The sequence below is a fragment of the Variovorax sp. Varisp41 genome (assembly GCF_047325085.1).
Lineage (GTDB): Bacteria > Pseudomonadota > Gammaproteobacteria > Burkholderiales > Burkholderiaceae_C > Variovorax.
Genome location: NZ_CP168541.1, coordinates 1 through 24,496 on the forward strand (window position 1 = coordinate 1; position 24,496 = coordinate 24,496).

18 protein-coding genes, 2 tRNA genes and 3 rRNA genes are annotated in these 24,496 nt (G+C 65.7%); 8 read left to right on the plus strand and 15 right to left on the minus strand.

Annotation, left to right across the window (positions count from 1 at the left end):
* Window positions 1–346: 346 nt before the first annotated feature.
* The 5 genes from ACEN9J_RS31190 (at window position 347) to rrf (ending at window position 5,603) form a co-directional block, all read left to right on the plus strand.
* Window positions 347–1,881 (plus strand): 16S ribosomal RNA (locus ACEN9J_RS31190).
* Window positions 1,882–1,970: 89 nt separating this feature from the next.
* Window positions 1,971–2,047, plus strand: a tRNA-Ile gene (locus ACEN9J_RS31195).
* A 40-nt stretch (window positions 2,048–2,087) separates the two neighbouring features.
* Window positions 2,088–2,163, plus strand: a tRNA-Ala gene (locus ACEN9J_RS31200).
* 315 nt (window positions 2,164–2,478) lie between these two features.
* Window positions 2,479–5,349 (plus strand): 23S ribosomal RNA (locus ACEN9J_RS31205).
* Window positions 5,350–5,490: 141 nt separating this feature from the next.
* A 5S ribosomal RNA gene (gene rrf, locus ACEN9J_RS31210) occupies window positions 5,491–5,603 on the plus strand.
* Together the 16S, 23S and 5S rRNA genes with 2 tRNA genes alongside form the textbook arrangement of a ribosomal RNA operon.
* 128 nt (window positions 5,604–5,731) lie before the next feature.
* Here rrf and ACEN9J_RS31215 read toward each other — a convergent pair.
* The 5 genes from ACEN9J_RS31215 to ACEN9J_RS31235 all read right to left on the minus strand — a co-directional run bounded on the left by ACEN9J_RS31215 (window position 5,732) and on the right by ACEN9J_RS31235 (window position 10,788).
* The gene (locus ACEN9J_RS31215; RefSeq protein ID WP_261217649.1) at window positions 5,732–6,787 is read right to left on the minus strand and encodes an aldo/keto reductase; all 1,056 of its coding nucleotides are present in this window, start codon (window positions 6,785–6,787) and stop codon (window positions 5,732–5,734) included.
* Window positions 6,788–6,813: 26 nt separating this feature from the next.
* Window positions 6,814–8,409, minus strand: coding sequence for an MFS transporter (locus ACEN9J_RS31220; RefSeq protein ID WP_261217648.1), 1,596 nt, complete (start codon window positions 8,407–8,409; stop codon window positions 6,814–6,816).
* Window positions 8,410–8,472: 63 nt separating this feature from the next.
* Window positions 8,473–8,931 carry a MarR family winged helix-turn-helix transcriptional regulator gene (locus ACEN9J_RS31225; RefSeq protein ID WP_261217647.1) on the minus strand — a complete coding sequence of 153 codons (459 nt, stop codon included), beginning with the start codon at window positions 8,929–8,931 and terminating at the stop codon, window positions 8,473–8,475.
* An 83-nt stretch (window positions 8,932–9,014) separates the two neighbouring features.
* Entirely contained in the window at window positions 9,015–9,806 is a 792-nt protein-coding gene (locus tag ACEN9J_RS31230) for an SDR family NAD(P)-dependent oxidoreductase (protein WP_261217646.1), read from the minus strand.
* 34 nt (window positions 9,807–9,840) lie between these two features.
* Complete coding sequence (locus tag ACEN9J_RS31235; RefSeq protein ID WP_261217645.1) at window positions 9,841–10,788, minus strand: alpha/beta fold hydrolase; 948 nt, start codon at window positions 10,786–10,788, stop codon at window positions 9,841–9,843.
* Between the two features lie 120 nt (window positions 10,789–10,908).
* On the opposite strand from ACEN9J_RS31235, the gene ACEN9J_RS31240 reads away from it, so the two are divergent.
* Window positions 10,909–11,805: a LysR family transcriptional regulator gene (locus ACEN9J_RS31240; RefSeq protein WP_261217643.1), complete on the plus strand. Its 897-nt coding sequence runs from the start codon at window positions 10,909–10,911 to the stop codon at window positions 11,803–11,805.
* 30 nt (window positions 11,806–11,835) lie between these two features.
* Here ACEN9J_RS31240 and ACEN9J_RS31245 read toward each other — a convergent pair whose 3' ends face one another.
* On the minus strand, window positions 11,836–12,177 hold the full coding sequence (locus ACEN9J_RS31245) for a helix-turn-helix domain-containing protein (RefSeq protein WP_261217642.1): 342 nt from the start codon (window positions 12,175–12,177) through the stop codon (window positions 11,836–11,838).
* Between the two features lie 120 nt (window positions 12,178–12,297).
* Entirely contained in the window at window positions 12,298–12,825 is a 528-nt protein-coding gene (locus ACEN9J_RS31250; RefSeq protein ID WP_261217640.1) for a cytochrome P460 family protein, read from the minus strand.
* 237 nt (window positions 12,826–13,062) lie between these two features.
* Between ACEN9J_RS31250 and ACEN9J_RS31255 the strand changes: the two genes are divergently transcribed.
* Window positions 13,063–14,214 carry an acyl-CoA dehydrogenase family protein gene (locus ACEN9J_RS31255; RefSeq protein WP_057598463.1) on the plus strand — a complete coding sequence of 384 codons (1,152 nt, stop codon included), beginning with the start codon at window positions 13,063–13,065 and terminating at the stop codon, window positions 14,212–14,214.
* Window positions 14,215–14,256: 42 nt separating this feature from the next.
* On the opposite strand, the gene ACEN9J_RS31260 is transcribed toward ACEN9J_RS31255, so the two are convergent.
* Window positions 14,257–15,252, minus strand: a complete 996-nt coding sequence (locus ACEN9J_RS31260; RefSeq protein ID WP_057595092.1) for an NADPH:quinone oxidoreductase family protein — start codon at window positions 15,250–15,252, stop codon at window positions 14,257–14,259.
* A 153-nt stretch (window positions 15,253–15,405) separates the two neighbouring features.
* Between ACEN9J_RS31260 and ACEN9J_RS31265 the strand changes: the two genes are divergently transcribed.
* On the plus strand, window positions 15,406–16,518 hold the full coding sequence (locus ACEN9J_RS31265) for a CaiB/BaiF CoA transferase family protein (protein ID WP_413765208.1): 1,113 nt from the start codon (window positions 15,406–15,408) through the stop codon (window positions 16,516–16,518).
* A 1-nt stretch (window position 16,519) separates the two neighbouring features.
* Here ACEN9J_RS31265 and ACEN9J_RS31270 read toward each other — a convergent pair whose 3' ends face one another.
* The 7 genes from ACEN9J_RS31270 to ACEN9J_RS31300 form a co-directional block, all read right to left on the minus strand.
* Entirely contained in the window at window positions 16,520–17,563 is a 1,044-nt protein-coding gene (locus ACEN9J_RS31270; RefSeq protein ID WP_057595090.1) for an AraC family transcriptional regulator, read from the minus strand.
* 80 nt (window positions 17,564–17,643) lie between these two features.
* A complete protein-coding gene (locus ACEN9J_RS31275) occupies window positions 17,644–18,624 on the minus strand; it encodes a Bug family tripartite tricarboxylate transporter substrate binding protein (RefSeq protein WP_413765209.1) in 981 nt (326 codons plus the stop codon).
* Window positions 18,625–18,637: 13 nt separating this feature from the next.
* Window positions 18,638–20,203 (minus strand): AMP-binding protein, encoded by a 1,566-nt coding sequence (locus ACEN9J_RS31280; protein WP_413765210.1) that lies wholly within the window; start codon window positions 20,201–20,203, stop codon window positions 18,638–18,640.
* 147 nt (window positions 20,204–20,350) lie between these two features.
* Window positions 20,351–21,184: a ChbG/HpnK family deacetylase gene (locus tag ACEN9J_RS31285; RefSeq protein WP_413765211.1), complete on the minus strand. Its 834-nt coding sequence runs from the start codon at window positions 21,182–21,184 to the stop codon at window positions 20,351–20,353.
* Window positions 21,181–22,173, minus strand: coding sequence for a glycosyltransferase family 2 protein (locus tag ACEN9J_RS31290; protein WP_057595087.1), 993 nt, complete (start codon window positions 22,171–22,173; stop codon window positions 21,181–21,183). The genes ACEN9J_RS31285 and ACEN9J_RS31290 overlap by 4 nt, the downstream gene beginning before the upstream one ends.
* Window positions 22,174–22,285: 112 nt before the next feature.
* Window positions 22,286–23,728 (minus strand): sensor histidine kinase, encoded by a 1,443-nt coding sequence (locus ACEN9J_RS31295; RefSeq protein ID WP_413765212.1) that lies wholly within the window; start codon window positions 23,726–23,728, stop codon window positions 22,286–22,288.
* Complete coding sequence (locus ACEN9J_RS31300) at window positions 23,721–24,404, minus strand: response regulator transcription factor (protein ID WP_413765213.1); 684 nt, start codon at window positions 24,402–24,404, stop codon at window positions 23,721–23,723. The genes ACEN9J_RS31295 and ACEN9J_RS31300 overlap by 8 nt, the downstream gene beginning before the upstream one ends.
* Window positions 24,405–24,496: the final 92 nt, after the last annotated feature.

The window sequence follows — 24,496 nt, forward strand, 5'->3', positions numbered from 1 at the left end:
TGCATAATCGAGGGCTTCGCTGACTGGCTTCGGCGGTGATGACGAAAGTTGTTGCTGCGGGGTTGGATGGTGAAGAGGATGAAAAAAGTTTTGACGGTTCTTTAAAAACCGTGTTAGACTACAAGGCTTCGCTGATCGCAGCGAGCAAGACGAAGCAGGCGATAAGTTGCTTCGGTGATCGTTAAAAAATTACAGCCGATAAGCGTGGGCGTTTGAAGGTAATTGCGTAAGTTCTTCGGAACAAGTCGCAAGACTTAAAACGCTCATGAGAATAGAAGTGAAGTTCACTTCAATTTCTTTTTTTATGAGTTTTGCCTGGTCGCGAGATCAGGCGCAAATCAAGATCGAACTATAGAGTTTGATCCTGGCTCAGATTGAACGCTGGCGGCATGCCTTACACATGCAAGTCGAACGGCAGCGCGGGAGCAATCCTGGCGGCGAGTGGCGAACGGGTGAGTAATACATCGGAACGTGCCCAATCGTGGGGGATAACGCAGCGAAAGCTGTGCTAATACCGCATACGATCTACGGATGAAAGCAGGGGATCGCAAGACCTTGCGCGAATGGAGCGGCCGATGGCAGATTAGGTAGTTGGTGAGGTAAAGGCTCACCAAGCCTTCGATCTGTAGCTGGTCTGAGAGGACGACCAGCCACACTGGGACTGAGACACGGCCCAGACTCCTACGGGAGGCAGCAGTGGGGAATTTTGGACAATGGGCGCAAGCCTGATCCAGCCATGCCGCGTGCAGGATGAAGGCCTTCGGGTTGTAAACTGCTTTTGTACGGAACGAAACGGCCTTTTCTAATAAAGAGGGCTAATGACGGTACCGTAAGAATAAGCACCGGCTAACTACGTGCCAGCAGCCGCGGTAATACGTAGGGTGCAAGCGTTAATCGGAATTACTGGGCGTAAAGCGTGCGCAGGCGGTAATGTAAGACAGTTGTGAAATCCCCGGGCTCAACCTGGGAACTGCATCTGTGACTGCATTGCTGGAGTACGGCAGAGGGGGATGGAATTCCGCGTGTAGCAGTGAAATGCGTAGATATGCGGAGGAACACCGATGGCGAAGGCAATCCCCTGGGCCTGTACTGACGCTCATGCACGAAAGCGTGGGGAGCAAACAGGATTAGATACCCTGGTAGTCCACGCCCTAAACGATGTCAACTGGTTGTTGGGAATTCACTTTCTCAGTAACGAAGCTAACGCGTGAAGTTGACCGCCTGGGGAGTACGGCCGCAAGGTTGAAACTCAAAGGAATTGACGGGGACCCGCACAAGCGGTGGATGATGTGGTTTAATTCGATGCAACGCGAAAAACCTTACCCACCTTTGACATGTACGGAATTCGCCAGAGATGGCTTAGTGCTCGAAAGAGAACCGTAACACAGGTGCTGCATGGCTGTCGTCAGCTCGTGTCGTGAGATGTTGGGTTAAGTCCCGCAACGAGCGCAACCCTTGTCATTAGTTGCTACATTCAGTTGGGCACTCTAATGAGACTGCCGGTGACAAACCGGAGGAAGGTGGGGATGACGTCAAGTCCTCATGGCCCTTATAGGTGGGGCTACACACGTCATACAATGGCTGGTACAAAGGGTTGCCAACCCGCGAGGGGGAGCTAATCCCATAAAACCAGTCGTAGTCCGGATCGCAGTCTGCAACTCGACTGCGTGAAGTCGGAATCGCTAGTAATCGTGGATCAGAATGTCACGGTGAATACGTTCCCGGGTCTTGTACACACCGCCCGTCACACCATGGGAGCGGGTTCTGCCAGAAGTAGTTAGCTTAACCGCAAGGAGGGCGATTACCACGGCAGGGTTCGTGACTGGGGTGAAGTCGTAACAAGGTAGCCGTATCGGAAGGTGCGGCTGGATCACCTCCTTTCTGGAAACAAGCAATTTAATTTAAACGCCCACACTTATCGGTTGTTGGAAGAAGTCGGTTGTCTTCGGTTTTGAAGGCAATTGGCGAATGGGTCTGTAGCTCAGCTGGTTAGAGCACCGTCTTGATAAGGCGGGGGTCGTTGGTTCGAGCCCAACTAGACCCACCAAATCTTCTGATACCTCGTGTGAGAGAAAACTGAGGGATTTGGGGGATTAGCTCAGCTGGGAGAGCACCTGCTTTGCAAGCAGGGGGTCGTCGGTTCGATCCCGTCATCCTCCACCACAACCAATCATCGGTTCCCCTCGGAACGTTTCAACACCAAAGCGGCTTCCTGCGAAAGCATGAGGCTTCTTTGTTGTTGATCGGGATCTCCTGATCAATCGGCTGTTCTTTAAAAATTCATAGAGTTGAATCAGCGTTGCTGACGGAAAGAGCTTCATGGCTCACCGTGCCGTCAGCAACTTGAATTTTTGATTGCGTCAATATGAACTTCAATTTCGAGAAATCGATTTATGAAGACGGCATAACGCGCCAGGTGAAAGACCTGGCGATTCCTTGATTGACTTTGGTTTCTGTGAAGAAACGTCAAAGTTATAGGGTCAAGTGAATAAGAGCACGTGGTGGATGCCTTGGCGATGATAGGCGACGAAGGACGTGATAGCCTGCGATAAGCTTCGGGGAGCTGGCAAATTAGCTTTGATCCGGAGATTTCCGAATGGGGAAACCCACCGAAAGGTATCGCATGATGAATACATAGTCATGCGAGGCGAACCGGGTGAACTGAAACATCTCAGTAGCTCGAGGAAAAGACATCAACCGAGATTCCGAAAGTAGTGGCGAGCGAAATCGGAAGAGCCTGCTAGTGATAGCACAAGACTTATCAGAACGGCTTGGAAAGGCCGGCCATAGTGGGTGACAGCCCCGTACGTTAAAAGACTTGTGTGGTACTGAGCTAGCGAAAAGTAGGGCGGGACACGTGTAATCCTGTCTGAATATGGGGGGACCATCCTCCAAGGCTAAATACTCATCATCGACCGATAGTGAACTAGTACCGTGAGGGAAAGGCGAAAAGAACCCCGGGAGGGGAGTGAAATAGATCCTGAAACCGCGTGCTTACAAAAAGTAGGAGCCCGCAAGGGTGACTGCGTACCTTTTGTATAATGGGTCAGCGACTTACATTCAGTGGCAAGGTTAACCGAATAGGGAAGCCGTAGAGAAATCGAGTCCGAATAGGGCGATCAGTCGCTGGGTGTAGACCCGAAACCAAGTGATCTATCCATGGCCAGGATGAAGGTGCCGTAACAGGTACTGGAGGTCCGAACCGACTAGTGTTGCAAAACTAGCGGATGAGCTGTGGATAGGGGTGAAAGGCTAAACAAACTTGGAAATAGCTGGTTCTCTCCGAAAACTATTTAGGTAGTGCCTCAAGTATTACCTTCGGGGGTAGAGCACTGTTTTGGCTAGGGGGTCATGGCGACTTACCAAACCAAGGCAAACTCCGAATACCGAAGAGTACAGCTTGGGAGACAGAGCACCGGGTGCTAACGTCCGGACTCAAGAGGGAAACAACCCAGACCGCCAGCTAAGGTCCCTAAAATTGGCTAAGTGGGAAACGAAGTGGGAAGGCTAAAACAGTCAGGATGTTGGCTTAGAAGCAGCCATCATTTAAAGAAAGCGTAATAGCTCACTGATCGAGTCGTCCTGCGCGGAAGATGTAACGGGGCTAAGCCAGTTACCGAAGCTGCGGATTTGCAATTTATTGCAAGTGGTAGGAGAGCGTTCTGTAAGCCTGTGAAGGTGCGTTGTAAAGCGTGCTGGAGGTATCAGAAGTGCGAATGCTGACATGAGTAGCGTTAAAGGGGGTGAAAAGCCCCCTCGCCGTAAGCGCAAGGTTTTCTACGCAACGTTCATCGGCGTAGAGTGAGTCGGCCCCTAAGGCGAGGCAGAGATGCGTAGCTGATGGGAAACAGGTCAATATTCCTGTACCGATATACAGTGCGATGTGGGGACGGATCTTAATAGGTCATCCGGGTGTTGGATATCCCGGTTTAGTTGGATGTAGGCGTGCATTAGGCAAATCCGGTGCACATATACCGAGGCCAACGATCGAGCGAGCTTGCTCGCGAAGTGACTGAACGAGGTTCCAGGAAAAGCCACTAAGCTTCAGCTGTATACGACCGTACCGCAAACCGACACTGGTGCGCGAGATGAGTATTCTAAGGCGCTTGAGAGAACTCAGGAGAAGGAACTCGGCAAATTGACACCGTAACTTCGGAAGAAGGTGTGCCCTATTAGTGTGAAGTGAACAACGGAGCATGAATGGGTTGCAAAAAATCGGTGGCTGCGACTGTTTATTAAAAACACAGCACTCTGCAAACACGAAAGTGGACGTATAGGGTGTGACGCCTGCCCGGTGCTGGAAGATTAAATGATGGGGTGCAAGCTCTTGATTGAAGTCCCAGTAAACGGCGGCCGTAACTATAACGGTCCTAAGGTAGCGAAATTCCTTGTCGGGTAAGTTCCGACCTGCACGAATGGCGTAACGATGGCCACACTGTCTCCTCCTGAGACTCAGCGAAGTTGAAATGTTTGTGATGATGCAATCTCCCCGCGGAAAGACGGAAAGACCCCATGAACCTTTACTGTAGCTTTGTATTGGACTTTGAACAGATCTGTGTAGGATAGGTGGGAGGCTTTGAAGCAGGGTCGCTAGATCTTGTGGAGCCAACGTTGAAATACCACCCTGGTGTGTTTGAGGTTCTAACCTAGGTCCATTATCTGGATCGGGGACAGTGCATGGTAGGCAGTTTGACTGGGGCGGTCTCCTCCCAAAGCGTAACGGAGGAGTTCGAAGGTACGCTAGTTACGGTCGGACATCGTGACGATAGTGCAATGGCATAAGCGTGCTTAACTGCGAGACTGACAAGTCGAGCAGATGCGAAAGCAGGACATAGTGATCCGGTGGTTCTGTATGGAAGGGCCATCGCTCAACGGATAAAAGGTACTCTGGGGATAACAGGCTGATACCGCCCAAGAGTTCATATCGACGGCGGTGTTTGGCACCTCGATGTCGGCTCATCTCATCCTGGGGCTGTAGCCGGTCCCAAGGGTATGGCTGTTCGCCATTTAAAGAGGTACGTGAGCTGGGTTTAAAACGTCGTGAGACAGTTTGGTCCCTATCTTCCGTGGGCGCTGCAGATTTGAGGAAGCCTGCTCCTAGTACGAGAGGACCGGAGTGGACACACCTCTGGTGTATCGGTTGTCACGCCAGTGGCATTGCCGAGTAGCTAAGTGTGGAAGAGATAACCGCTGAAAGCATCTAAGCGGGAAACTCGTTTCAAGATGAGATCTGCCGGGGCCTCGAGCCCCCTGAAGAGTCGTTCAAGACCAGGACGTTGATAGGTCAGGTGTGGAAGCGCAGTAATGCGTTAAGCTAACTGATACTAATTGCTCGTGCGGCTTGACCCTATAACTTTGATCAAGAAGATCAAGGTGTTATGCCAAGTTGACGCATTCAAAATACATTCAAATAACGCCTCCGCGCGTGCTGATTCAAAACTCTATGAATTCGCCAGGTTGATCACTCGATCAGCCCAGCAACCCTTTATGCCTGATGACCATAGCGAGTTGGTACCACTCCTTCCCATCCCGAACAGGACAGTGAAACGACTCAGCGCCGATGATAGTGCGGGTTCCCGTGTGAAAGTAGGTCATCGTCAGGCTATTACAGCCAAAAAAGCCCCAACCAATCGGTTGGGGCTTTTTTCTTTGCGCAAGCAAAAGCAAAGCAGAAGCAAAAAACAAAAAGCGCATTGTCCAAAACGATGCGCTTTTTTAATTGGCAATTCAATCAGACCGCCTTGATCGGAGGCAGATCCACCAACTGAGGACGTCCGCCCAGCATCCGCGGAAGCGTCTCCGCATTGACCTCGAACGGCACACCTGGAGCGATCTGGCTGACCTGATCGAGCTGGTTCACCAGGTCCCGCGGCAGCTTCAGATCGAGCGCCAGAAGGTTGTTGTCGAGCTGCTCTACCGTCCGCGGTCCGATGATCGGAATGATCGACGTGGTGGAGTTCCGCGCCTTGCTGCCGAGCCATGCCAGCGCGACTTCAGCCGGCGATCGCCCGAGCTGCGCGCCCGCTTCGATCACGGCATCCACGACGGCCGCGTCGCGCTCGGTCTTCTCGGTTCGGATGACCCGGCCCATGCCCTGGAGCCGGCCCTGTTCCCCGTTGCGGTACTTGCCCGTGAGCAGGCCGCCTCCCAGAGGCGACCACACGACGACCGCCAGGCCCAGCGCTTCGGCCATCGGCATCAGCTCCCTGTCGGCGCTGCGTTCGATCAGGCTGTATTCGAACTGCACGCCCACAAGCGGCGACCAGCCACGCAATTCCGACAGCAAATCCGCGCGCGCGATGCGCCAGGCCGGAAAGTTCGAGAAGCCTGCATAAAGGATCTTCCCCGCGCGCACGAGGTCATCGAGCCCCCGGAGAATTTCTTCCGCGGGCGTGACGTTGTCGGAGTGATGGACCCACAGCAGGTCGATACGGTCGGTCTTGAGCCGCTGCAGGCTCTGTTCGACGGAGTAGACGAGGTTCTTGCGGCTGTTGCCGGTCTTCGCCAGCGTCGGCTCCTTCGAGGCGCCGCCGCTGTACTTCGTCGCCACCACGATGTCGTCGCGGATCGGCGCGATGAACTCGCCCAGCATGGATTCGGACTGGCCGAACTGGTAGCCGTCGGCGGTGTCGAAAAAGTTGCCGCCGGCCTCGAGGTAGCGGTCGAGGACCTGGTGCGCCTCGGCATGCTCGGAGCCGTAGCCCCAGCCCGTGCCGAACAGGGCGACACCGAGTGCGAATTCGGAAACCCGGAGGCCGGACTTGCGGCCGAGAAGACGATAGCGCATGGAATTTCTCCTTCGTGGATGGACGATCACTCGCTTGGCGCGACCAAGTGCGCCTCCTGCGGGCCGTTCACCGCATGGGCATCGCGGCCGGGCATCAGCAGCCGTGTCAGCGCCAGCGCGACCACGGCCACGCCGGCGGCGGACCAGGCGGCCGCCGCGAATCCGTTGCTGAATGCATATCGCAACGCAGTGGCGGCAGCGTCCGCCGCGCCAGCGGGCAGGGTCTGCAACTCATGCAGCGCCCCTGCCACATCGCCCGCGCTGAAGCGCTTCGCCACATCCCGCGCCAGCGCGGGCGCCAACGGCCACTGCGCCGCCGCGCGCTGGAAGTCCGCGCTGGCCACCGCCACCAGCACCGCGCCCAATCCGGCTACGCCCGCCAGCAGGCCGCTGAAGCGCGTGGTACCTGCCAGCCCCGAGGCCATGCCCGCGCGCTGCGGCGGGATCGCGCCCTGCATGGCCTTGGCCGTTTCGCCGTTGAGCAGGCCCGCGCCGGTGCCGGCGAGCGCCATCGCACAGGCGAAGGCAAGGTAAGCCGAGCCGCCGGTGGCCAGCAGCGCCATGGCCGCATTCGCCGCGCCGCTCAATCCCAGGCCCAGGCACAGCAAGGCGCGCGGCGTCCACCCGGCCGTGTAGTAAGCGGCGATGCGCGGCACCAGGAACATGGGCAGCGCGAACGGCAGCATCGAGAGGCCGGCGCTGGCGGGCGACAGTCCGTAGGCGTTCTGCAGATACAGCGGCAGGTAGAACAGCATGACCTGCGCCCCCGCCGCATAGCCCACCATGGCGAAAGCGCTGCCGACGAAGGCCGGCGAGCGCAGCAACCTGAAGTCGACCATGGGCCGCGACTGCAGGCCCTCGATCACGACAAAGGCCTCGAGCAGCAGCACGCCGCCGATCAGTCGCCACAGCACCGCGGGCGAGGACCAGCCCAGCGCGTTGCCGTCGATGGCTGCCCAGGTCAGCAGGAACAGCGCACCGCTGAAGGTGGCGACGCCCCTATAGTCCAGCCGCACGGCCTCCTTGTCGCGCGATTCCTCCACCACGCGCAGCGTGGCGGCGATCAGCACCACGCCGATGGGCAGGTTGATGAGAAACACCCAGTGCCAGCCGATGGTGCTCGAGATCACGCCGCCGAGGATGGGCCCGCAGGTGATGGCGATGCCGAGGCAGGCGCCCCAGAACGCATAGGCCCGTGCGCGCGCCGGTCCCTGGAAGCTGTGATTGATCACCGCCAGCGCCGCCGTCAGCAGCAGGGCCGCGCCGATGCCCTGGAAGGCCCTCGACACGTTGAGCACCCAGGCTGCCGGCGCCGTGCCGCAGAACAGCGAAGCGCCGGCGAAGAGCACCTGCCCGATCACCATGATGCGTCGCCGGCCATACCGGTCGCACAGCGAGCCCGCGGCCATGAGCAGGGCCGCGAAGGGCAGCATGTACGCGGTGATCACCCATTGCATGTCCGCGAACTCGGCATCGAGCCTGTGCGCGATGGTGGGCAGGGCGACCGCCACCACGTTGGTGTCGAGCATCACCAGCGAGCACACCATGGAGGCCACCAGCAGGACGGCTCGCTGTCGACGCGAATCCTGCGCGGCGGCAGGGGATGGAGGAAGGGTGTTCATGGATTTGAGGGCATATGCCCATATTTAGGCCAATGAAGAACGAGGTGAATGCAAACCCGGAAATCAGGACGCCCGCGAGCTCAGCCGCTCGTCCGCGGCAATATCGAGCAAGGTGGTGCGCAATATCGCCGCTTCCGCTTCGCCGAACACCTCGCAGAAGCGGTCCTGCGCGCGCTGCCACAGCGGCTGCGCGCGGGCGACGAGCGCCTGCCCCTTGCGGGTCAGCACGACCTGCCGCTGGCGGCGGTCCGACTCGCCATGCTGCAGTGCCAGCAAGCCATCGCGTTCCAGTGGGCGCAAGGTGTGGCCCAGGGCGGAGCGGTCCATCACCAGCGCATCCGCCAGCACCTGGAGGCTGGGCGCCTCGCTGGCGCGCCGGCTCAACTCCATCAGGATCGAGTACTGGGTGGAGCGCAGCCCCACGGGTGCCAGCGCTTCGTCATAGAGCTGCGTGACGCGGCGCGTGGCCTTGCGCAGCGCGGTGCTGCAGCACATGCCGTGGTGGTGATGGGCGGAGGTCATGCGCAATTATGGGTATATGCCCATAAACCGCGAGGGCGGTAGTGTTTCCGCGGGGCGGCTCCCGGGCATTCACCGCGAGGTCGTCAGAAGGCGCTCTTGACCACGCCACCATCCACGCGCAGCGCAGCACCCGTCGTCGCCGACGCGAGCGGGCTCGCCACATAGGCCACGAGCGAAGCGACTTCCTGCGGCGTGGCGAAGCGCTTGATCAGCGAGGTCGGGCGGATCTGCTCGAAGAACTCCGCCTCGACCTGCTCGAAGCTCTTGCTGCTCGATCGCGCCATGCCCTCGACGAAGTCGCCGACGCCACGCGATTTCGTCGGGCCCGGAAGCACGCTGTTCACCGTGATGTTCGTGCCCGCCATCGATTCCGCGAGCCCGCGCGACACCGCGATCTGCGCTGTCTTCGTCATGCCGTAGTGGACCATCTCGGTCGGTATCTGCACCGCGCTTTCGCTCGAGATGAAGATGATCCGACCCCAGTTCGCCCGCTTCATCTCCGGCAGCACCAGGCGCGCGAGCCGCACGCCGCTCAGCACGTTGACGTCGAAGAAGCGCAGCCAATCCGCGTCGGGGATGTCCTCGAAGGCCTTGGCCTCGAAGATGCCGAGGTTGTTGACGAGGATGCCGATGCCGGGGTGGCGGCGCACGACCTCCTCGGCGGCGTCGGCCTGGCTGAGGTCCCCGGCGTAGCCGACCACCGTGCCCTGCGTCTCCGAGCGGATGCGCTCCACGGCCTCGTCGACCGATGCCTGCGATCGGCCGTTGACGATGACGCTGGCGCCCTCGCGGGCCAGCGTGTGCGCGATCGCGTAGCCGATGCCGGCGGTGCTGCCGCTGACCAGGGCCAGCTTGCCCTTCAGTTGTAGATCCATGTCGATGCTCCTTGTGTCGATGACCAGACGGGCGTCAGCCCAAAAAATTGACCAGCGCGGGAATGACCTGCTCGGGCGCCTCTTCCATCAGCCAGTGGCCGGACCCCTTGACGATCACGCCCTGCACGTGGGTCGCGACCATCTTGCCCTGGTCGATCAGGAAAGTGCCACCGGCCTTTTCCCCGGAGAGAACCAGCATCGGCATCGGCAGCGGCGTCTTGCCCAGTTCGGCGAACTCGGCCGCGTCCTGCTCGAAGGCCTTGAAGTACTCGAAGCCAGCGCGCATGCCGCCGGGCTGCGCGTAGGCCTTGGCATAGAAGCGGCGATCGGCCTCGGGCACCGAGCGCTTGGGGTCGGCCGCGAAGTCGTTCCAGAAATGCTCGAAGTAGATGCGCTCTCGTCCGTGCACCAGCGCCAGCGGCGTCGCGCCGTGGAAATGGAAATGCCAGAGGTCGCGCAGCAGCCAGACGTTCTGCCAGGCGCCGATGCCGGGCAGGAAGGCGTCCATGAGCACCACCTTGTCGGTCTCCGACGGGAACTGCGCGGCATAGGCATAGGCCACCATCAGGCCGATGTCGTGGCCGACGATGCTCACGTTGCGGATGCCGAGCGACTTGACGAGCTCGTGGATGTCGACGGCCATGTTCTTCTTGCCGTAGCCGGTCTCGGGCTTCGACGAATTGCCCGCACCGCGCAGGTCGGGCACGACCACGGTGTGCGTCTTCGCCAGCAGCGGCATCAGCGGGTTCCACATGTGGCCGGTCTCGGCGTAGCCGTGCAGCAGCACGATGGCCGGCCCGGTGCCGCCGATGCGGTAGTCGATGCGGGTGCCGTTCACCTCGGCGCTGCCTGCGCGAAAGCCCGGCACCGCGTCGACTGCGGGCGCGGCGTGCGCCACGGAGCCGAAGCTCAGCGCGGCGCCGAATGCGGCGGCGCCGGCGATCAGCGCGCGGCGGGTGGGGGCGGGATGGGTGGTGTTCATGTCTAGGCCTTTCGGTCTGTGTTTTGGGGTGAAGCGAATTTATGATTCAGCTTCACTTCCAGAAAGGCCCCAAAAGTGGTTTACTCATTCAGCTTTCATGAATGATTGGAGCCCAGGGCCATGGACCGATTGCGTGCGTACGAGGTGTTCGTGACCGTGGTCGCGCGCGGCAGCTTCGTCAAGGCGGCCGACGCGCTCGACACCTCCCCGGCCAACGTGACGCGCTACGTCAACGAACTCGAAGCCCACCTGCGCACGCGGCTGATCAACCGCACCTCGCGCCGCCTGTCGCTCACCGAGGGCGGCGAAGCCCTGTTCGACCGGGCGAAGTCGATCCTCGAGGAGGTGGCCGAGACCGAGGCGCTCGCGACCACCGCGTCGCTCCAGCCGCGAGGCCGCCTGCGCCTCAACGCGCCGCTGAGCTTCGGCAGCCTCGTGCTGGCACCGCTGTGGCCGAAGTTCATGGCGAAGTACCCCGATGTCGAACTCGACATCGCGCTCATCGACCGCGTGGTCGACATCGTCGAGGAGGGCTACGACCTCGCCATCCGCATCTCGCGGACCACCTCGGGCAATCACATCGCGCGCCACCTGGGCCGCTCGCAGAACCTCGTGTGCGCCTCGCCCGACTACCTGGCGAGGCACGGCATGCCCGAGGTTCCCGTGGACCTGTCACGGCACCCGTGCCTGGGCTACACCTATGGCGCGACCTCGGACGAGTGGCAGTTCGCCGGGCCCGGCGGAACGCTGGAATCGGTTCGCGTGCGCTGGGCCCTGCGCGCGAACAACGGTCAGACCGCCCGTGCCGCGGCCCTCGCCGGCGCCGGTGTCATCTGGCAGCCGAGCTTCGTGCTCGGCGAGGACGTGCGGGCCGGCCGGCTCGTCGAGGTCATGCCGGGCTATCACATGCCCCCCATCGACATCCTGGCGATCTACGCCAGCCGTCGCCATCTCAGCGCCAAGGTGCGGGTGATGGTCGACTTCCTGGTCGAGGCTTTTCAGGGGGCGACGATGTAGCGAGCGTGCGTTGCTCGACGCAGCGGATGCTCACGCGCCCACTTTGAAGCGTTCGGCGATGTAGGTGGCCGGCGGCTTGCCGAAGGCTTTCTTGAACATCGTGATGAAGGCGGACGGCGACTCGTAGCCCAGGCCATAGGCCACCTGCTGCACGGTCGCGCCGCCCGACAGTTCGCGAAGCGCGACGATCATGTGCAGCTGGCGCCGCCAGCGGCCGAAGCTCAGACCGGTCTGCGCCGTGCACAGCCGGGTCAGGGTGCGCTCGCTGGTGCCGGTCTCGGCGGCCCAGTCCTGCAGGGTCCGGCGGTCCGAAGGGTCGAGCGAGATGGCGCGCGCGCTCGCGCGCAGTTGCCGCGTGTGCGCTGAGTGCATTTCCAGACGCGGGCCGAGTGGCCGGACTCCACGCTCGTAGCGAACCACGCGATCGTTCGTGCCGCTTCTTTTCGCTCGGCCGGGGCAGTCCGCATGTCTTTCCCGTCAGGAGATTCCCCCTCAAGGCGCCAGCCGCGTGAACACATAGTCCCTGTCCTTCACCCGCGCCGCATGGCAGGCAAAGCAGGTCTGGTGCTGCGCGATGTCCACCGGCTTGCCGTCGACGAAGCGGCCGAAGCCCCAGCCGCCGGTGGCGGCGTACTTCTTCGAGTCCTTGACCATCACCTGCACCGTGGTCGCCATGCCCGGCACCAGCGCGGGCTCGAAATCCGGCGACTGCACGTGCTTCCACGCGAGCTTGGTCAGCACTGTGCCGTCGGGGAAAGGCAGCGTGCCCTTCTTGTAGGCATCGACGGCGGTCTTGTTGCCGAGCACCACGCGCAGTTCGTTGAGCGGCTCGGACTCCAGCGCGGGCGCGATCAGCTGCCATTCGCGGTAGCCCTTGGGGATCGTCACGCCATAGATCGGCGAGGCGGCGGACGTGGCGGGCACGGCGGGCTTGCCGTCCGCGGCGAGCGACACGGCTGCGAACGCGCAGGCGCCGAGCGCGAGCGTCACGGCGGCGATTTCCATGCGGAAGGTTTTCATCGAAGGCGTCCTTGAAGTGGGGGCGCCGCGATTCTTCGGCGCCTCCGCGCGCCATGGCGCGGCCTTCGTATGCCCGTGTATCCGCGCCGCGTACGCGACACACTGCGATTCGCCACGGACCGGGCGGCAATGTCATGCAGTTTGAACGACGGTGCCATGGAAGCCACACGCCCGCGCCGATCCAATCCATTGCGTTGACATGCCATCGGGCGCATGTCCGAACACGAGAGGCACACCATGGATTTCGAACTCAACCCCGCGCAACGCGATCTTCAGCAGCGCGCGCGCAGCTTCATCGGGACGGTCGTCCTGCCGCACTACCGCGAATGGCCGGTCGCCAACTGCGACTACAGCCCGGAACTCAACGCCCACCTGAAGGCCAAGCTGGCGGAGTACGGCCTGGCCAAGCTGATCGTGCCGAAGGAATTCGGCGGGCAGGGCCTGGGGCCGATGGAGGACGTGATCGTGCTGGCCGAGTTCTCGAAGTCGCCGCGACGCATGCCCGGCGGGCCGTTCGCGCCGTGGCCGGTGCTCTACCAGGCACCCGAGAAGATCCGCGAGAAGTACCTCTATCCGGTGCTCGAGGGCAAGACCGGCTGGTCGATGTGCTTCACCGAACCCGAGGCCGGCTCGGACCTCGCGGGCATCCGCACGACGGCGGTGCGAAAGAGCGACCACTGGGTGCTCAACGGCACGAAGATGTGGCGCACCGGCCATCACTTCGCGTCGTACACGGCGGTCGCGGCGGTCACCGATCCGAGCAAGGGGCCCAAGGGCATCAGCGTGTTCCTGGTCGACAACGACACGCCGGGCTTCACGAAGTCGCGCGATATCCCGGTGATCGCGCGGCAATGGGGCACGGAGCAGGAGGTGCGGCTCGAGAACGTGATCGTGCCGGCCGAGAACCTGCTGGGCGCGGAGGGCGAGGGCTTCTCGATCGCGCAGCACCAGTTCAACCGCTTCCGCCTGCGCCTGGGCGGCACCGCGCTCGGCATGGCCGAGCGCAGCCAGGAACTGGCGGTCGAGTACGCGCGCGAGCGCAGGGTGTTCGGCAAGGCGCTCGGCGACAACCAGGCGATCCAGTGGATGCTGACCGACAACCAGTACGACATCGAATCGATCCGCCTCAACACCTACTACGCGGCCTGGATGGTGGCGCGCGGCGGCTACTCGGCCTCGCGGCTGCAGGCGGCCATGGTGAAGGCCTATTGCGTGGACGCGGGGCTGCGCGTGATCGACCGCTCGATGCAGGTGCTGGGCGGGCGCGGCCTCGCGATCGAGGACTATCCTTTCTTCGACTTCCACAACCTGCTGCGCATGTGCAAGCAGATGGAAGGCTCGACCGAGATCATGAAGATCGTGATGGCGCGCGAGATCCTGTCGGGCTAACTCAACTGAAAGGGAAGGAGGCGGCCCGGGCGGCCGTCGCCTTCACGCGACCACGACGATCTTGCCGAGCGCGCCGCGCGCATCGAGCCGCGCGATGGCCGCGGGCGCGTCGGCCAGCGCGAAGGTCTCGGTCACTTCGGGCTGCAGCAGGCCCTCGCGCCACATCGCGAGCAGCGAGTGCACGTTGCGGTCGTTGAGCTTCGGGTCCTGCTGCACGAAGCTGCGCCAGTCCACGCCGACGATGTGGCGGCTCTTGAGCAGCGCCAGGTTGAGCGGCACGCTCGGGATGCCGGCGGTGAAGCCCACCACCAGGTGGCGGCCGCCGCGGCGCAGGCTGCGCAAGGAGGGTTCGGTGTAGCCGCCACCGACCGGATCGAACACCACGTCGCAGCCGTCGCCGCCCACCGCCTCCTTGAGGCGGCGCGCGAGCGCCTGCTGCGCCTCCCGGCCTTCGACCTGCTGCTCGTAGACCAGCCCGCACGAAGCGCCACGCGCCATCGCGAAGGCCAGCTTGGACGGCGAGGACACGGCGGCCACCACGCGCGCGCCGAGCGCATGCGCGACCTCGACCGCGGCCGATCCCACGCCGCCCGCGGCGCCGAGCACCAGCACCGTCTGTTGCGCACGCAGCTGGGCGGCATCGCACAGTGCGTGGTAGGCGGTGGCATAGGCGAACATGAAGGCGGCCGCCTGCGTGCGCGGCGTGTCGGCCGGCACGCGCACGCATCGCTGCTCCGCCACCGCGATGCGATCGGCCATGGCGCCCCAGCCGCAGCGGCCGATGACGAGGTCGCCCTCGCGCAGGCCCGACACGCCCGGGCCGGCCTGCTCCACCACGCCGCAGAACTCGCTGCCCGGAACGAAGGGCCGCTCGGGCCTGACCTGGTAGAGGTCGCGGATCAACAGGCCGTCGGGATAGTTGACGCCCACCGCGGCGATCTTCACGAGCACCTCGCCCTCGGCGGGCACCGGATCGGGCAGCTCCTGCCACACCAGCGTCTCCGGTCCCCCGGGGCGATGACTCACCCATGCTTTCATGTTCGGCTCCTTTGGTTAGCGCCATGATGAAAGGCCGGTCCGGCCCGCGCCATGACCGCCGCGCGCAACCCGCATGGCGCGGCGCGCAGGGGGTCATGGGGAACGAGCGCGGCGGTCATCGCGGCCGTGCAAGCGCGACGGCACCATGCGGCGATGCACGACACGTCGAAGAACACGCCACCATCGCCCGCCGGCCCCTTGCGCGGCCTGCGGGTCGTGGAGTTCGCGGGCCTGGGCCCGGTCTCCTTCACCGCGATGCTGCTCGCCGACATGGGCGCGCGGGTCGCGCGCATCGAGCGGCCTGGCGCGGCGCAGATGGAGCGCGGCGCGACGATGCGTGGCCGCGAACGCCTCGCGCTCGACCTGCGCGCGGCGGAAGGACTCGCGACCGCGCGCGAACTGCTGCGCCATGCCGACGTGGCGATCGAGGGCTTTCGTCCCGGCGTGATGGAAAGGCTGGGGCTCGGCCCCGCCGAGCTGTTCGCGCTGCGGCCCGCGCTGGTGTTCGGCCGCATGACCGGCTGGGGACAGGACGGCCCGCGCAGCCACCAGGCAGGCCATGACATCGACTACCTCGCGGTCGCCGGCGCGCTGCATCCCATCGGTCCCGTCGAGGCGCCCAGCGTGCCGCTGAACCTCGTCGGCGACTATGGCGGCGGCGCGCTCTACCTGGCCGTGGGCGTGCTCGCGGCCCTGCACGAGGCGGCGCGCAGCGGGCGCGGCCAGGTGGTCGATGCCGCGATCTGCGACGGCACGGTGTCGCTGCTGTCGCTGATCCATGGCCTGCGCGCCGCCTCGCGCTGGCGCGACGAGCGGCAGGCCAACGTGCTCGATGGCGCCGCGCCGTACTACCGCAGCTACCGTTGCGCCGACGGGCTGCACCTGGCGGTGGGCGCGATCGAGCCGCAGTTCCATGCCGAATTTCTCGCGCGCCTGGGCCTGGATGCCAAGGCGTTCGCGCAGCACGATCGCGATCGCTGGCCCGAGCAGGCGCGCGCGCTCGAGGCGCTGTTCGCGCGCGAGCCACGCGCGCACTGGGAGGCGTTGTTCGAAGGCGGCGATGCCTGCATCGCGCCCGTCCACAGCCTCGGCGCGAGCACGCGCGATCCGCACCTCGTGGCGCGCGGCACCTTCGTCGAACTCGAAGGCGAACTGCAGCCCGCGCCGGCGCCGCGCTTCAGCCATTCACCTTCGCTGCCGCGCCCCGCGACATCGGTGGTGGCCGATGCGCACTGGCTGGCGGACTGGGCGCGGCCAGGACCCTGAATCAGGAGGCCGGCGGGTTGGCCCGGTACTCGGTCGGCCCCGTGCCGGTCCAGCGCCGAAAGGCCCGATGGAAGGTGCTGTACTCGGCGAAGCCCAGCCGCAGCGCGATGGTCTCGAGCTTCACATGGCCCTGGCGCACCATGTCGAGCGCCGCGCGGCGGCGCACGTCGTCGCGCAGTTCGGAGAAGCCGCAGCCCTCGTCGACCAGATGCCGTCGCAGGGTCACCGGCGTCATGTGGAGGCGGGCCGCCACGTCGTCCAGGCTCATCGGCGTGCCCACCTGCGCGCGCAGGATGGACTTCACGCGGTCGCTGACGCGGCTCTGGTCGTAGTAGCGGGTGATGAGCATGCGCGGCGCTTCCGAGAGGAAGCGGCTCAGGCGCTCCTCGCCGCCGATGATCGGCAGCGAGGCCAGGTGGCATTCGAGCCGCAGCGCGGTGAACGGCTGCTCGAAGCGGATCTCGCGCGTGTCGTAGGTGCGCAGCGTCTCGGCGCTGGCCGGCCGGCGCGGATACGAGAACTCCACCGCGGTCAGCGGAATGCGGCGGTCGACCAGCCAGCACATGAACTGGTAGAGCAGGAAGATGGTCGCCCCATGCAGCGCCACATGCCGCTCGGGTGAGAGCGCGCGCAGCGGCTTGAGCCAGACGATGGCCTCGCCGCCTTCGCGGCGGATCTTGATCGAGAAGTCGTCGACCACCAGCGCATAGAAGCGGCCGATGACGACCAGCGCCTCGCCGAGCGTGCGGCAATTGACGATCAGCCGGCACAGGGTGTGGAAGGTGCCCGGCGGTATCGGCCGCGAGGCGATGCCCCAGGCCTCGTCGCGCGCGCGCCGCGCCAGCAGGATCAGGAAGCGCGTGAAGGCCTGTTCGCTGACGCGCAACCCGCGCGCATCCAGCTGCCGCGGATCGATGCCCGAACGGCGCAGTACCGCCTCGGCCTGCGCCGGCGGCAGGGCCGCGCTGCGCAGGAACAGCTGCACGAACCAGCCGGCGATCGGCGGCGGCGTGGCGCTCGGCGAGGGGCCGGGGGCGGCGGTCATGAAGCGGGCGGGTGCGGACTGGTGCGGGAAGGCGCGGGCATGCGCTTCGCATTGTCGCGCCGCCCGCACGCGCGGCGCCGTCAATCGGCCGTGATGTTGAAGCGCCGGCTCAGCGCCTCCCAGTGGCGGTACTCGTTCTGCATCGCGGCGGTGATCTGCTCGGGCGTCTCGCTGCTGGGCTCGAGGCCGGCCAGCTGCAGCCGGCCGACCATGTCTGGCTCCTGCAGGATGGCGCGGATCGCGTTGCGCAGGCGCTCGGCCACCGGCGCCGGCGTGCCCGCGCGCAGGAACAGGCCCCACCAACCCGTGTAGTCGAAGCCTGCATAGCCGAGCTCGTGCAGCGTCGGCACCTGCGGCAGCGCGGTCAGCCGCTTGCTGTGCGCCACCGCGATCGAGCGCAGTCCCTTGGCGCCCGGGCGCTCGATCGCGGTGGCGGCCGAGACGAAGGCCATCGGCACGCGTCCGCCCAGCATGTCCTGCAGCAGCGGGCTGGTGCCGCGGAAGGCCACGTGCGGCATCTCGATGTTCCAGGCCGCGCGCAGCTGCTCGCCGTAGATGTGCGAGGTCGAGCCCGCGCCATAGGAGCCGAAGGAGAAGTTGCCCGGGTTGGCCTTGGCCGCGCGCGCGAGCTCGGCCAGATTCTGGTAGGGGCTCGACGCGGGCACCACCAGCACCACCGCCTGGCGGCCCAGCAGCACAAGCGGCTCGATGTCCTTCGCGAAGTCGTAGGGCGGCTTGCCGCGCGACAGCGCGATGTTCTGGATCAGGCTCGTGATGTGGAACAGCACCGTCAGCCCGTCGGGGGGCTGGCGCAGCAGGTACTGCGTGCCGATGAGGCCGTTGGCGCCGGCTCTGTTGTCGACCAGCACGGTGCGCGCGAGAACCTCCTGCAGGCGTTGCGCGAGCGGGCGCACCACGGGGTCGGCCGCGCCGCCGGCGGCATAGGGCACGAGCAGCGTCAGCGGCCGGGTTTCCGGCTGCGCACCGGCCAGCTCGGGCAGGCCGGCCAGCGAGGCCAGCAGGGCCATCGTCCAGTGCCTGCGTCCGATGTCGATCGTCATGGTCGGGTCTCCGTCACGGTTGGGAAGCGGGTGCCGCGAGCGCGCGGTAGCGGTCGCGCACCACGCGCTTGAGCAGCTTGCCGGTCTCGGTGCGCGGCAGCTCGGTCGCGAAGTCCACGCTGCGCGGGCACTTGATGGCCGACAGGTGGGCGCGGCAGTGCTCGATGAGCTGCTGCGCGGTCGAGGCATCGGCGAGCGCGGGGTCCTTGAGCTGGACCACGGCCTTCACCTCCTCGCCGAACTCGGCATGCGGCACGCCGATGACGGCCACCTCGTGCACCAGCGGGTGGTCCTGCAGCAGGTTTTCCGCCTCCTGCGGATAGATGTTCACGCCGCCCGAGATGATCATGTTGGCGCGCCGGTCCGTGAGGTAGAGGTAGCCCTCGGCATCGACGTGCCCGATGTCGCCGAAGGTACCCCAGCCCTGCGGCGTGTGGGTCTCGGCGGTCTTCACTGGATCGTTGTGGTACGCGAAGCTCGGGCCGCCTTCGAAGCAGACCAGGCCATCGACCATCGGCGCGCATTCGCCGCCGTCGTCGCCGACGATGTGTAGCACGCCCTGCTTCGCGCGGCCCACCGAGCCGGGGTGCGCGAGCCATTCGGGCGCCGAGATCGCGGTGGCGCCGGCGCGCTCCGAGCCGGTGTAGTACTCCCAGACGATCGGGCCCCACCAGTCGATCATGCGGCGCTTGAGCTCGATGGGGCAGGGCGCGGCCGCATGCAGCGCCAGCCGGTGACTCGAGAGGTCGTGAGCCGCGCGGCGCTCGGCCGGCAGCGCGAGCAGGCGGATGAACATCGTCGGCACCCATTGCGAATGCGTGACGCGCCAGCGTGCGATCGCGGCGAGCGCGCCTTCGGCATCGAAGCGGCGCATCAGCACCACCGTGCCACCGAAGGCCACGCAGCGCACGCTGAAGCGCAGCGGCGCCGCATGGTAGAGCGGCGCGGGCGAGAGATAGACGCTCGCCGGATCGAAGGCGAAGAACGAGAGCCAGTCGCCCGCGAGCGCCTTGCGCAGCTGCTGGTCCTCGAGCTTGTGCTTGATGCCCTTGGGCCGGCCGGTGGTGCCCGAGGAGTAGGCGAAGTCCAGGCCCAAAGGCCGGTCGGGCAGCGGCGGCACCGGGCCGTCGGCCTCGACCAGCGCGCGGTAGCTCGCGGCGCCGTCGACCGGATCGTCGGCGTCGATGCAGAGCACCTCGTCGAGCTGTTCCGGCCAGGCCGCGCGCTCGGCCCAGGGCCGCAGCGCCGTCTCGGTCAGGAGGATGCGCGCGCCCGAGTCCCGCAGGATGTAGTCGATCTCTCCCAGCGTGAGGTGCGTGCTGATCGGCACGTAATAGAGGCCCGCGCGGCGCGCGGCGAAGGTCAGCTCGAAGTATTCGAGCCGGTTGCCCAGCAGGATCGCCACCACCTCGCCGGCCTCGAGGCGGGCCGCGAGGAAGCGCGCGAGCCGCGCCGAGCGTTCGTGCAGGCGCCCGTAGTCCAGCGTTTCGCCGGTCTCGGCCAGGATGGCGGCCGGTCGTGCGGGGGCCTCGGCGGCGAAGCGCGCCAGGCCGTCAAGGACAGGTTCTTTCGGTGGCAAGACGGTCTCCGTGGGGCCCTGGCCACCTCGGGTGGCGCGGACCTTGTCTCTCGTTTAATGGTCCGAGGATACGAAGCCGGGTCGGCGCACGGCATGACCGGGCCGATCAAACTGCATGACGCGCGGCGACGGCGCCCTGGCCGGATCTCAGGCGCCTGTCCGCAGGCCGCCCGCCGACAACGCCGCGAGCTCGACCTGCCCGCCGCGGGGATCGCGCCATGGAAACGCCATGCCCGCCAGCACCGTGTACTCCGCCGCCCGGGCCTCCTGGTGCGGCGTGCCCGCATCCTCGGCCAGCGAGGGATGGCACATCAGCACATCGCCGCTGCGCGCGGCGGACAGCCAGGCGAGCAGGCGCCGCCGGTAGCCCGCCACCCCGCCCGCGAAGTCGTAGACGCCCAGCAGTCCCCGGCTCGTCGGGATCGCGCGCCGCGCGGCGTCGCGCACCAGCGCACGGCCGCCCAGCGCGTGGATCACCCGGGGCTTGAGCGCTATGCCGCCGGGCCGCGTGTTGCGCAGCCACGGCGGCGCCGCCGCATAACGGCGCGAGACCTCGTCGAGCAGCAGCTCGCGCACCATCGGCAGCTGGTGCACATGCCGGTGCCCGTCGACGAAGGCGGGCGCGCGGCCCACGCCCTCCTCGAAGCGCGAGAGCTGCTCGGCGATGGTCTGCCGCAGGCGCTCCCGCGGCATCGACCGTGCGTAGCACCGCAGCACCAGCGGGCACAGGCCGGGCTCCTCGGCGCCCGGTGCCCGCGGCGGCGTGAGGTCCAGGTGCAGGCCGACGTCGACGCGCGCGGCATCGACGCGCCGCAGCGCGGGCAGGCCCCATGGCCAGGCCTCGCGCAGCACCAGGCAGCCGGTGGCCGAGAGATTGCGCCGCGCGATCAGGTCGAGCACCGCCGCATTGATGCCCGCGCTCATGCCGAAGTCGTCGGCGCAGATGCAAAGCCGTTGCGTTACGGCCGCGGGGGCGGTCATGGCTCCTCGGTTTCCAGGCCGTGGCCGCGCTGCTCGCGCACCACGTAGACGGGCCGGCCCTTGACCTCCTCGAAGATGCGCGCGACGTACTCGCCGAGGATGCCGGTGGAGATCATCTGCACGCCGATGAAGAACATCAGGCTCACGACGATGGTCGACCAGCCCGACACCTCGTTACCGAAGCACATGTAGTCGAGGACGACGTAGCTGCCGTAGCCGAAGGCCGGCACCGCGAGCATCAGGCCGGCCACGCTGACCATGCGCAGCGGCCAGGTGGTGAAGGAGGTCAGGCCGTCGAGCGCGAGCTTGAACAGGCGCCGCGCGTTGAAGCGGCTGCGCCCCTCGGCGCGCGGCGCCGGCGTGTAGGGCAGCGCCACGGCGCGAAAGCCGACCCAGGCGTACAGGCCCTTCATGAAGCGGCTGCGCTCGGGCAGCTTCAGCAGCGCATCGACCACCTTGCGGTCCATGAGGCGGAAGTCGCCCGCGTTCTCGGGCACCGCGAAGCGGTCGGAGGCGTTGAGCAGCCGGTAGAACAGGCGCGTGCTCCAGGTCTTCAGCGGCCCCTCGTCGCGGCGGTCCTCGCGCACCGCGTAGACCACCTCGGCGCCCGCGCGCCATTGGTCGATCATGGCGCGCACCAGCGCGGGCGAGTGCTGCATGTCGCCGTCGAGCAGCACCACCGCGTCGCCACGGGCCGCGCCCAGGCCGGCGGTCAGCGCGGCTTCCTTGCCGAAGTTGCGCGACAGCGAGAGGCCGCGGATGCCGGGCCGCTCGCACCACGCGCCGAGCACGAGGTCGGTGTCGTCGGTGCTGCCGTCGTTGACCACGATCACCTCCCAACGCAACCCGGTGGCGCGCAGCATGCGCTCGAGTTCCGGCAACAGCGTGCCCAGGTTCCGCGCCTCGTTGAAGCACGGAACGACGCACGAGATGCTCGGTAGGGCGACCTGCGGCCTCTGCAGCCTCGATTCGGAGAGGGGGGCGTTCATGGATGGATCGGCGGCACCTCGGATGCCGTGACGAAGAATGAGCTGGAGATTACGAGCTTGTGCATAGGAAAGCACTCAATTCCATGTGCGCGACGCGACCCTTTGCGCGCGGTCAGTGCGGGGTCAGCATCGGCGGCTCCGGCCACGCCGCGGCCAGCGGCAGCCGCAGCTCGAAGCGCGCGCCGCCGCCCGGTGCGTTCATCGCCTCGATGCGGCCGCCATGCCCCTGGACCACGGCCTGCGACAGCGCGAGCCCGAGGCCCAGGCCCGGCGTGGTCTCGTCCGAACGCGCGCCGGCGCCGCGGTAGAAGCGCTCGAACAGGTGCGGCAGTTCGTCGCTGCGGATGCCGGGACCGTGGTCCGCGATGCGCACCACGGCCTCGCCGCTGCCCGGTGGCGCGAACACGTCGACGTGCACGGTGCCGCCATCGGGCGAGAACTTCAGGGCGTTGTCGAGCAGGTTGGCCAGCGCGAGGTTCGCGGCGCCGCGCGCCACGCGCACCGCCACCGGCGCGAGCAGCTCCAGCCGCAGCCGGATGCCGCGCTCGCGCGCCATCGGCTCGAGGCGCCGCACCGCTTCCTCGGCCAGCCGGTCGAGCGCCACGGTCTCCGCGGCCTCGCGCTCCTGGCCCGCGTCGATGCGGGCCAGCACCAGCAGTTCCTCCACCAGCAGCGAGAGCGATTCCACCTCGTCGAGCGCCGAGCGCAGGGTCTGGACATAAGCCGCGGGTTCGCGCGGCCGGCGCAGCGCGAGCTCGAGCTCGGTACGCAGCCGCGACAGCGGCGAGCGCAGCTCGTGCGAGGCATCGGCGGTGAAGCGCCGCTGCGCCTCCATGCCGTGCTCGATGCGCGCCAGCATCGCGTTGAGCGTCTCGACGAGCCGGCCGACCTCGTCGGCCGTGCCAGGGCTCGGCAGCCGTTCGCTGAGGTTGGCGTCGCTGATGCGGTGCGCCTGCTGCACCACCTCGTCGATGGCGCGGAAGGCGCGCCGCGTGATCAGCGTGCCGGCCAGTCCCAGCGCCAGCAGCAGCGCGCCGCCGAGCACGAGGAACAGCACGCTGGCCATCGCGACCGTGCGGTTGACGTCGTCGAGCGAGCCGGCCACTTGCACCGCCAGCGTCGCCGCGCGGCCGGGCACCGGCACCGAGACCATGCGCGTGGGTTCCTCGCCGAAGCCCTCGAGCGTCTCGAACACGGTCTCGCCCGCGGCGAGCCGCTCGCGCAGCAGCGGCGGTATCGGCAACTGGGCCTCGCCGAGGTTGGTGCTGCGCGCGAGCACGCGGCCATCGGGGCCGACGATCTGCACCAGCCGGTCGAGCCGCACGAAAGAGGGCGCGCCCGGTCCCGAGGGCGCCTCGTGCACCGTGGCCGCGCTGCCCGCGTCGGCCGACAGCAGCATGCCGAGCTCGGTCTCGGCCAGTGCGAGCAGCGCGGCGTCGAGCTCGCGGTGCACGTTGCGCGCGAACACCGCATAGGCGCCGAAGGCCGCGATGGCCATGACCGCGACGGTCACGCCCACCTGCACCAGCACCAGGCGCCGGCGCAGGCTAAGCATGGCCGTCGTCCGCCGCGAGCCGGAAACCGCGGCCGCGCACCGTGCGGATCAGCGGCGGCGCCGGTGCCGCGTCGACCTTGCGGCGCAGGTTGCCCACATGCACGTCGATCAGGTTGTCGATGCCGATCAGGTCGTCCTTCCAGACCTGTTCGGCCAGGCGCGCGCGGCTCACCACCTCGCCGGCATGCCGCAGCAGCATGTGCAGGATCGCGAACTCCTTGTGCGTCAGGTCCAGCGCCGCGCCGCCGCGCTGCGCGCGCTGGCGCTGCGGATCGAGGCTCAGGTCGGCCAGCGACAGGATCGCCGGTCGCATGCTCTCCGGGCGGCGCAGCAGTGCGCGCACGCGCGCCAGCAGTTCGTCGAAGGCGAAGGGCTTGGTCAGGTAGTCGTCGGCGCCGGTGTTCAGGCCCTCGACGCGGTCGCGCAGCGCATCGCGCGCCGTGAGCATCAGTACCGGCGTCGCGCAGCCGCGCCGGCGCAGCTCGCGGCACAGCGAGAGGCCGTCGCCCCCCGGCAGCATCCAGTCCAGGACCAGCAGGTCGTAGGCCTGCACGAAGGCCCGCTCGTCGCCTTCCTCGGCGCTGTGCACCGCGTCGACCACGAAGCCTTCCTCCTCGAGGCCGCGCGCGAGCAGCCGGGCCGCCTTGCGGTCGTCTTCGATCAACAGGATTCGCATGGCGCGCCATCATCGGGTCGCAACCTGACCGCCCGCTGCCACGATCCTGAAGCCGTCTTCAGGATTTCTTTGGGAAATCTTCAGCCGCGTTT

Bases quoted from the DNA above. Each gene is read 5' to 3' on its own strand.
- ACEN9J_RS31215 (WP_261217649.1), bottom strand. From the start codon at position 6,787: ATGCGCTATCGTCTTCTCGGCCGCAAGTCCGGCCTCCGGGTTTCCGAA.
- ACEN9J_RS31220 (WP_261217648.1), bottom strand. From the start codon at position 8,409: ATGAACACCCTTCCTCCATCCCCTGCCGCCGCGCAGGATTCGCGTCGA.
- ACEN9J_RS31225 (WP_261217647.1), bottom strand. From the start codon at position 8,931: ATGACCTCCGCCCATCACCACCACGGCATGTGCTGCAGCACCGCGCTG.
- ACEN9J_RS31230 (WP_261217646.1), bottom strand. From the start codon at position 9,806: ATGGATCTACAACTGAAGGGCAAGCTGGCCCTGGTCAGCGGCAGCACC.
- ACEN9J_RS31235 (WP_261217645.1), bottom strand. From the start codon at position 10,788: ATGAACACCACCCATCCCGCCCCCACCCGCCGCGCGCTGATCGCCGGC.
- ACEN9J_RS31240 (WP_261217643.1), top strand. From the start codon at position 10,909: ATGGACCGATTGCGTGCGTACGAGGTGTTCGTGACCGTGGTCGCGCGC.
- ACEN9J_RS31245 (WP_261217642.1), bottom strand. From the start codon at position 12,177: ATGCACTCAGCGCACACGCGGCAACTGCGCGCGAGCGCGCGCGCCATC.
- ACEN9J_RS31250 (WP_261217640.1), bottom strand. From the start codon at position 12,825: ATGAAAACCTTCCGCATGGAAATCGCCGCCGTGACGCTCGCGCTCGGC.
- ACEN9J_RS31255 (WP_057598463.1), top strand. From the start codon at position 13,063: ATGGATTTCGAACTCAACCCCGCGCAACGCGATCTTCAGCAGCGCGCG.
- ACEN9J_RS31260 (WP_057595092.1), bottom strand. From the start codon at position 15,252: ATGAAAGCATGGGTGAGTCATCGCCCCGGGGGACCGGAGACGCTGGTG.
- ACEN9J_RS31265 (WP_413765208.1), top strand. From the start codon at position 15,406: ATGCACGACACGTCGAAGAACACGCCACCATCGCCCGCCGGCCCCTTG.
- ACEN9J_RS31270 (WP_057595090.1), bottom strand. From the start codon at position 17,563: ATGACCGCCGCCCCCGGCCCCTCGCCGAGCGCCACGCCGCCGCCGATC.
- ACEN9J_RS31275 (WP_413765209.1), bottom strand. From the start codon at position 18,624: ATGACGATCGACATCGGACGCAGGCACTGGACGATGGCCCTGCTGGCC.
- ACEN9J_RS31285 (WP_413765211.1), bottom strand. From the start codon at position 21,184: ATGACCGCCCCCGCGGCCGTAACGCAACGGCTTTGCATCTGCGCCGAC.
- ACEN9J_RS31290 (WP_057595087.1), bottom strand. From the start codon at position 22,173: ATGAACGCCCCCCTCTCCGAATCGAGGCTGCAGAGGCCGCAGGTCGCC.
- ACEN9J_RS31295 (WP_413765212.1), bottom strand. From the start codon at position 23,728: ATGCTTAGCCTGCGCCGGCGCCTGGTGCTGGTGCAGGTGGGCGTGACC.
- ACEN9J_RS31300 (WP_413765213.1), bottom strand. From the start codon at position 24,404: ATGCGAATCCTGTTGATCGAAGACGACCGCAAGGCGGCCCGGCTGCTC.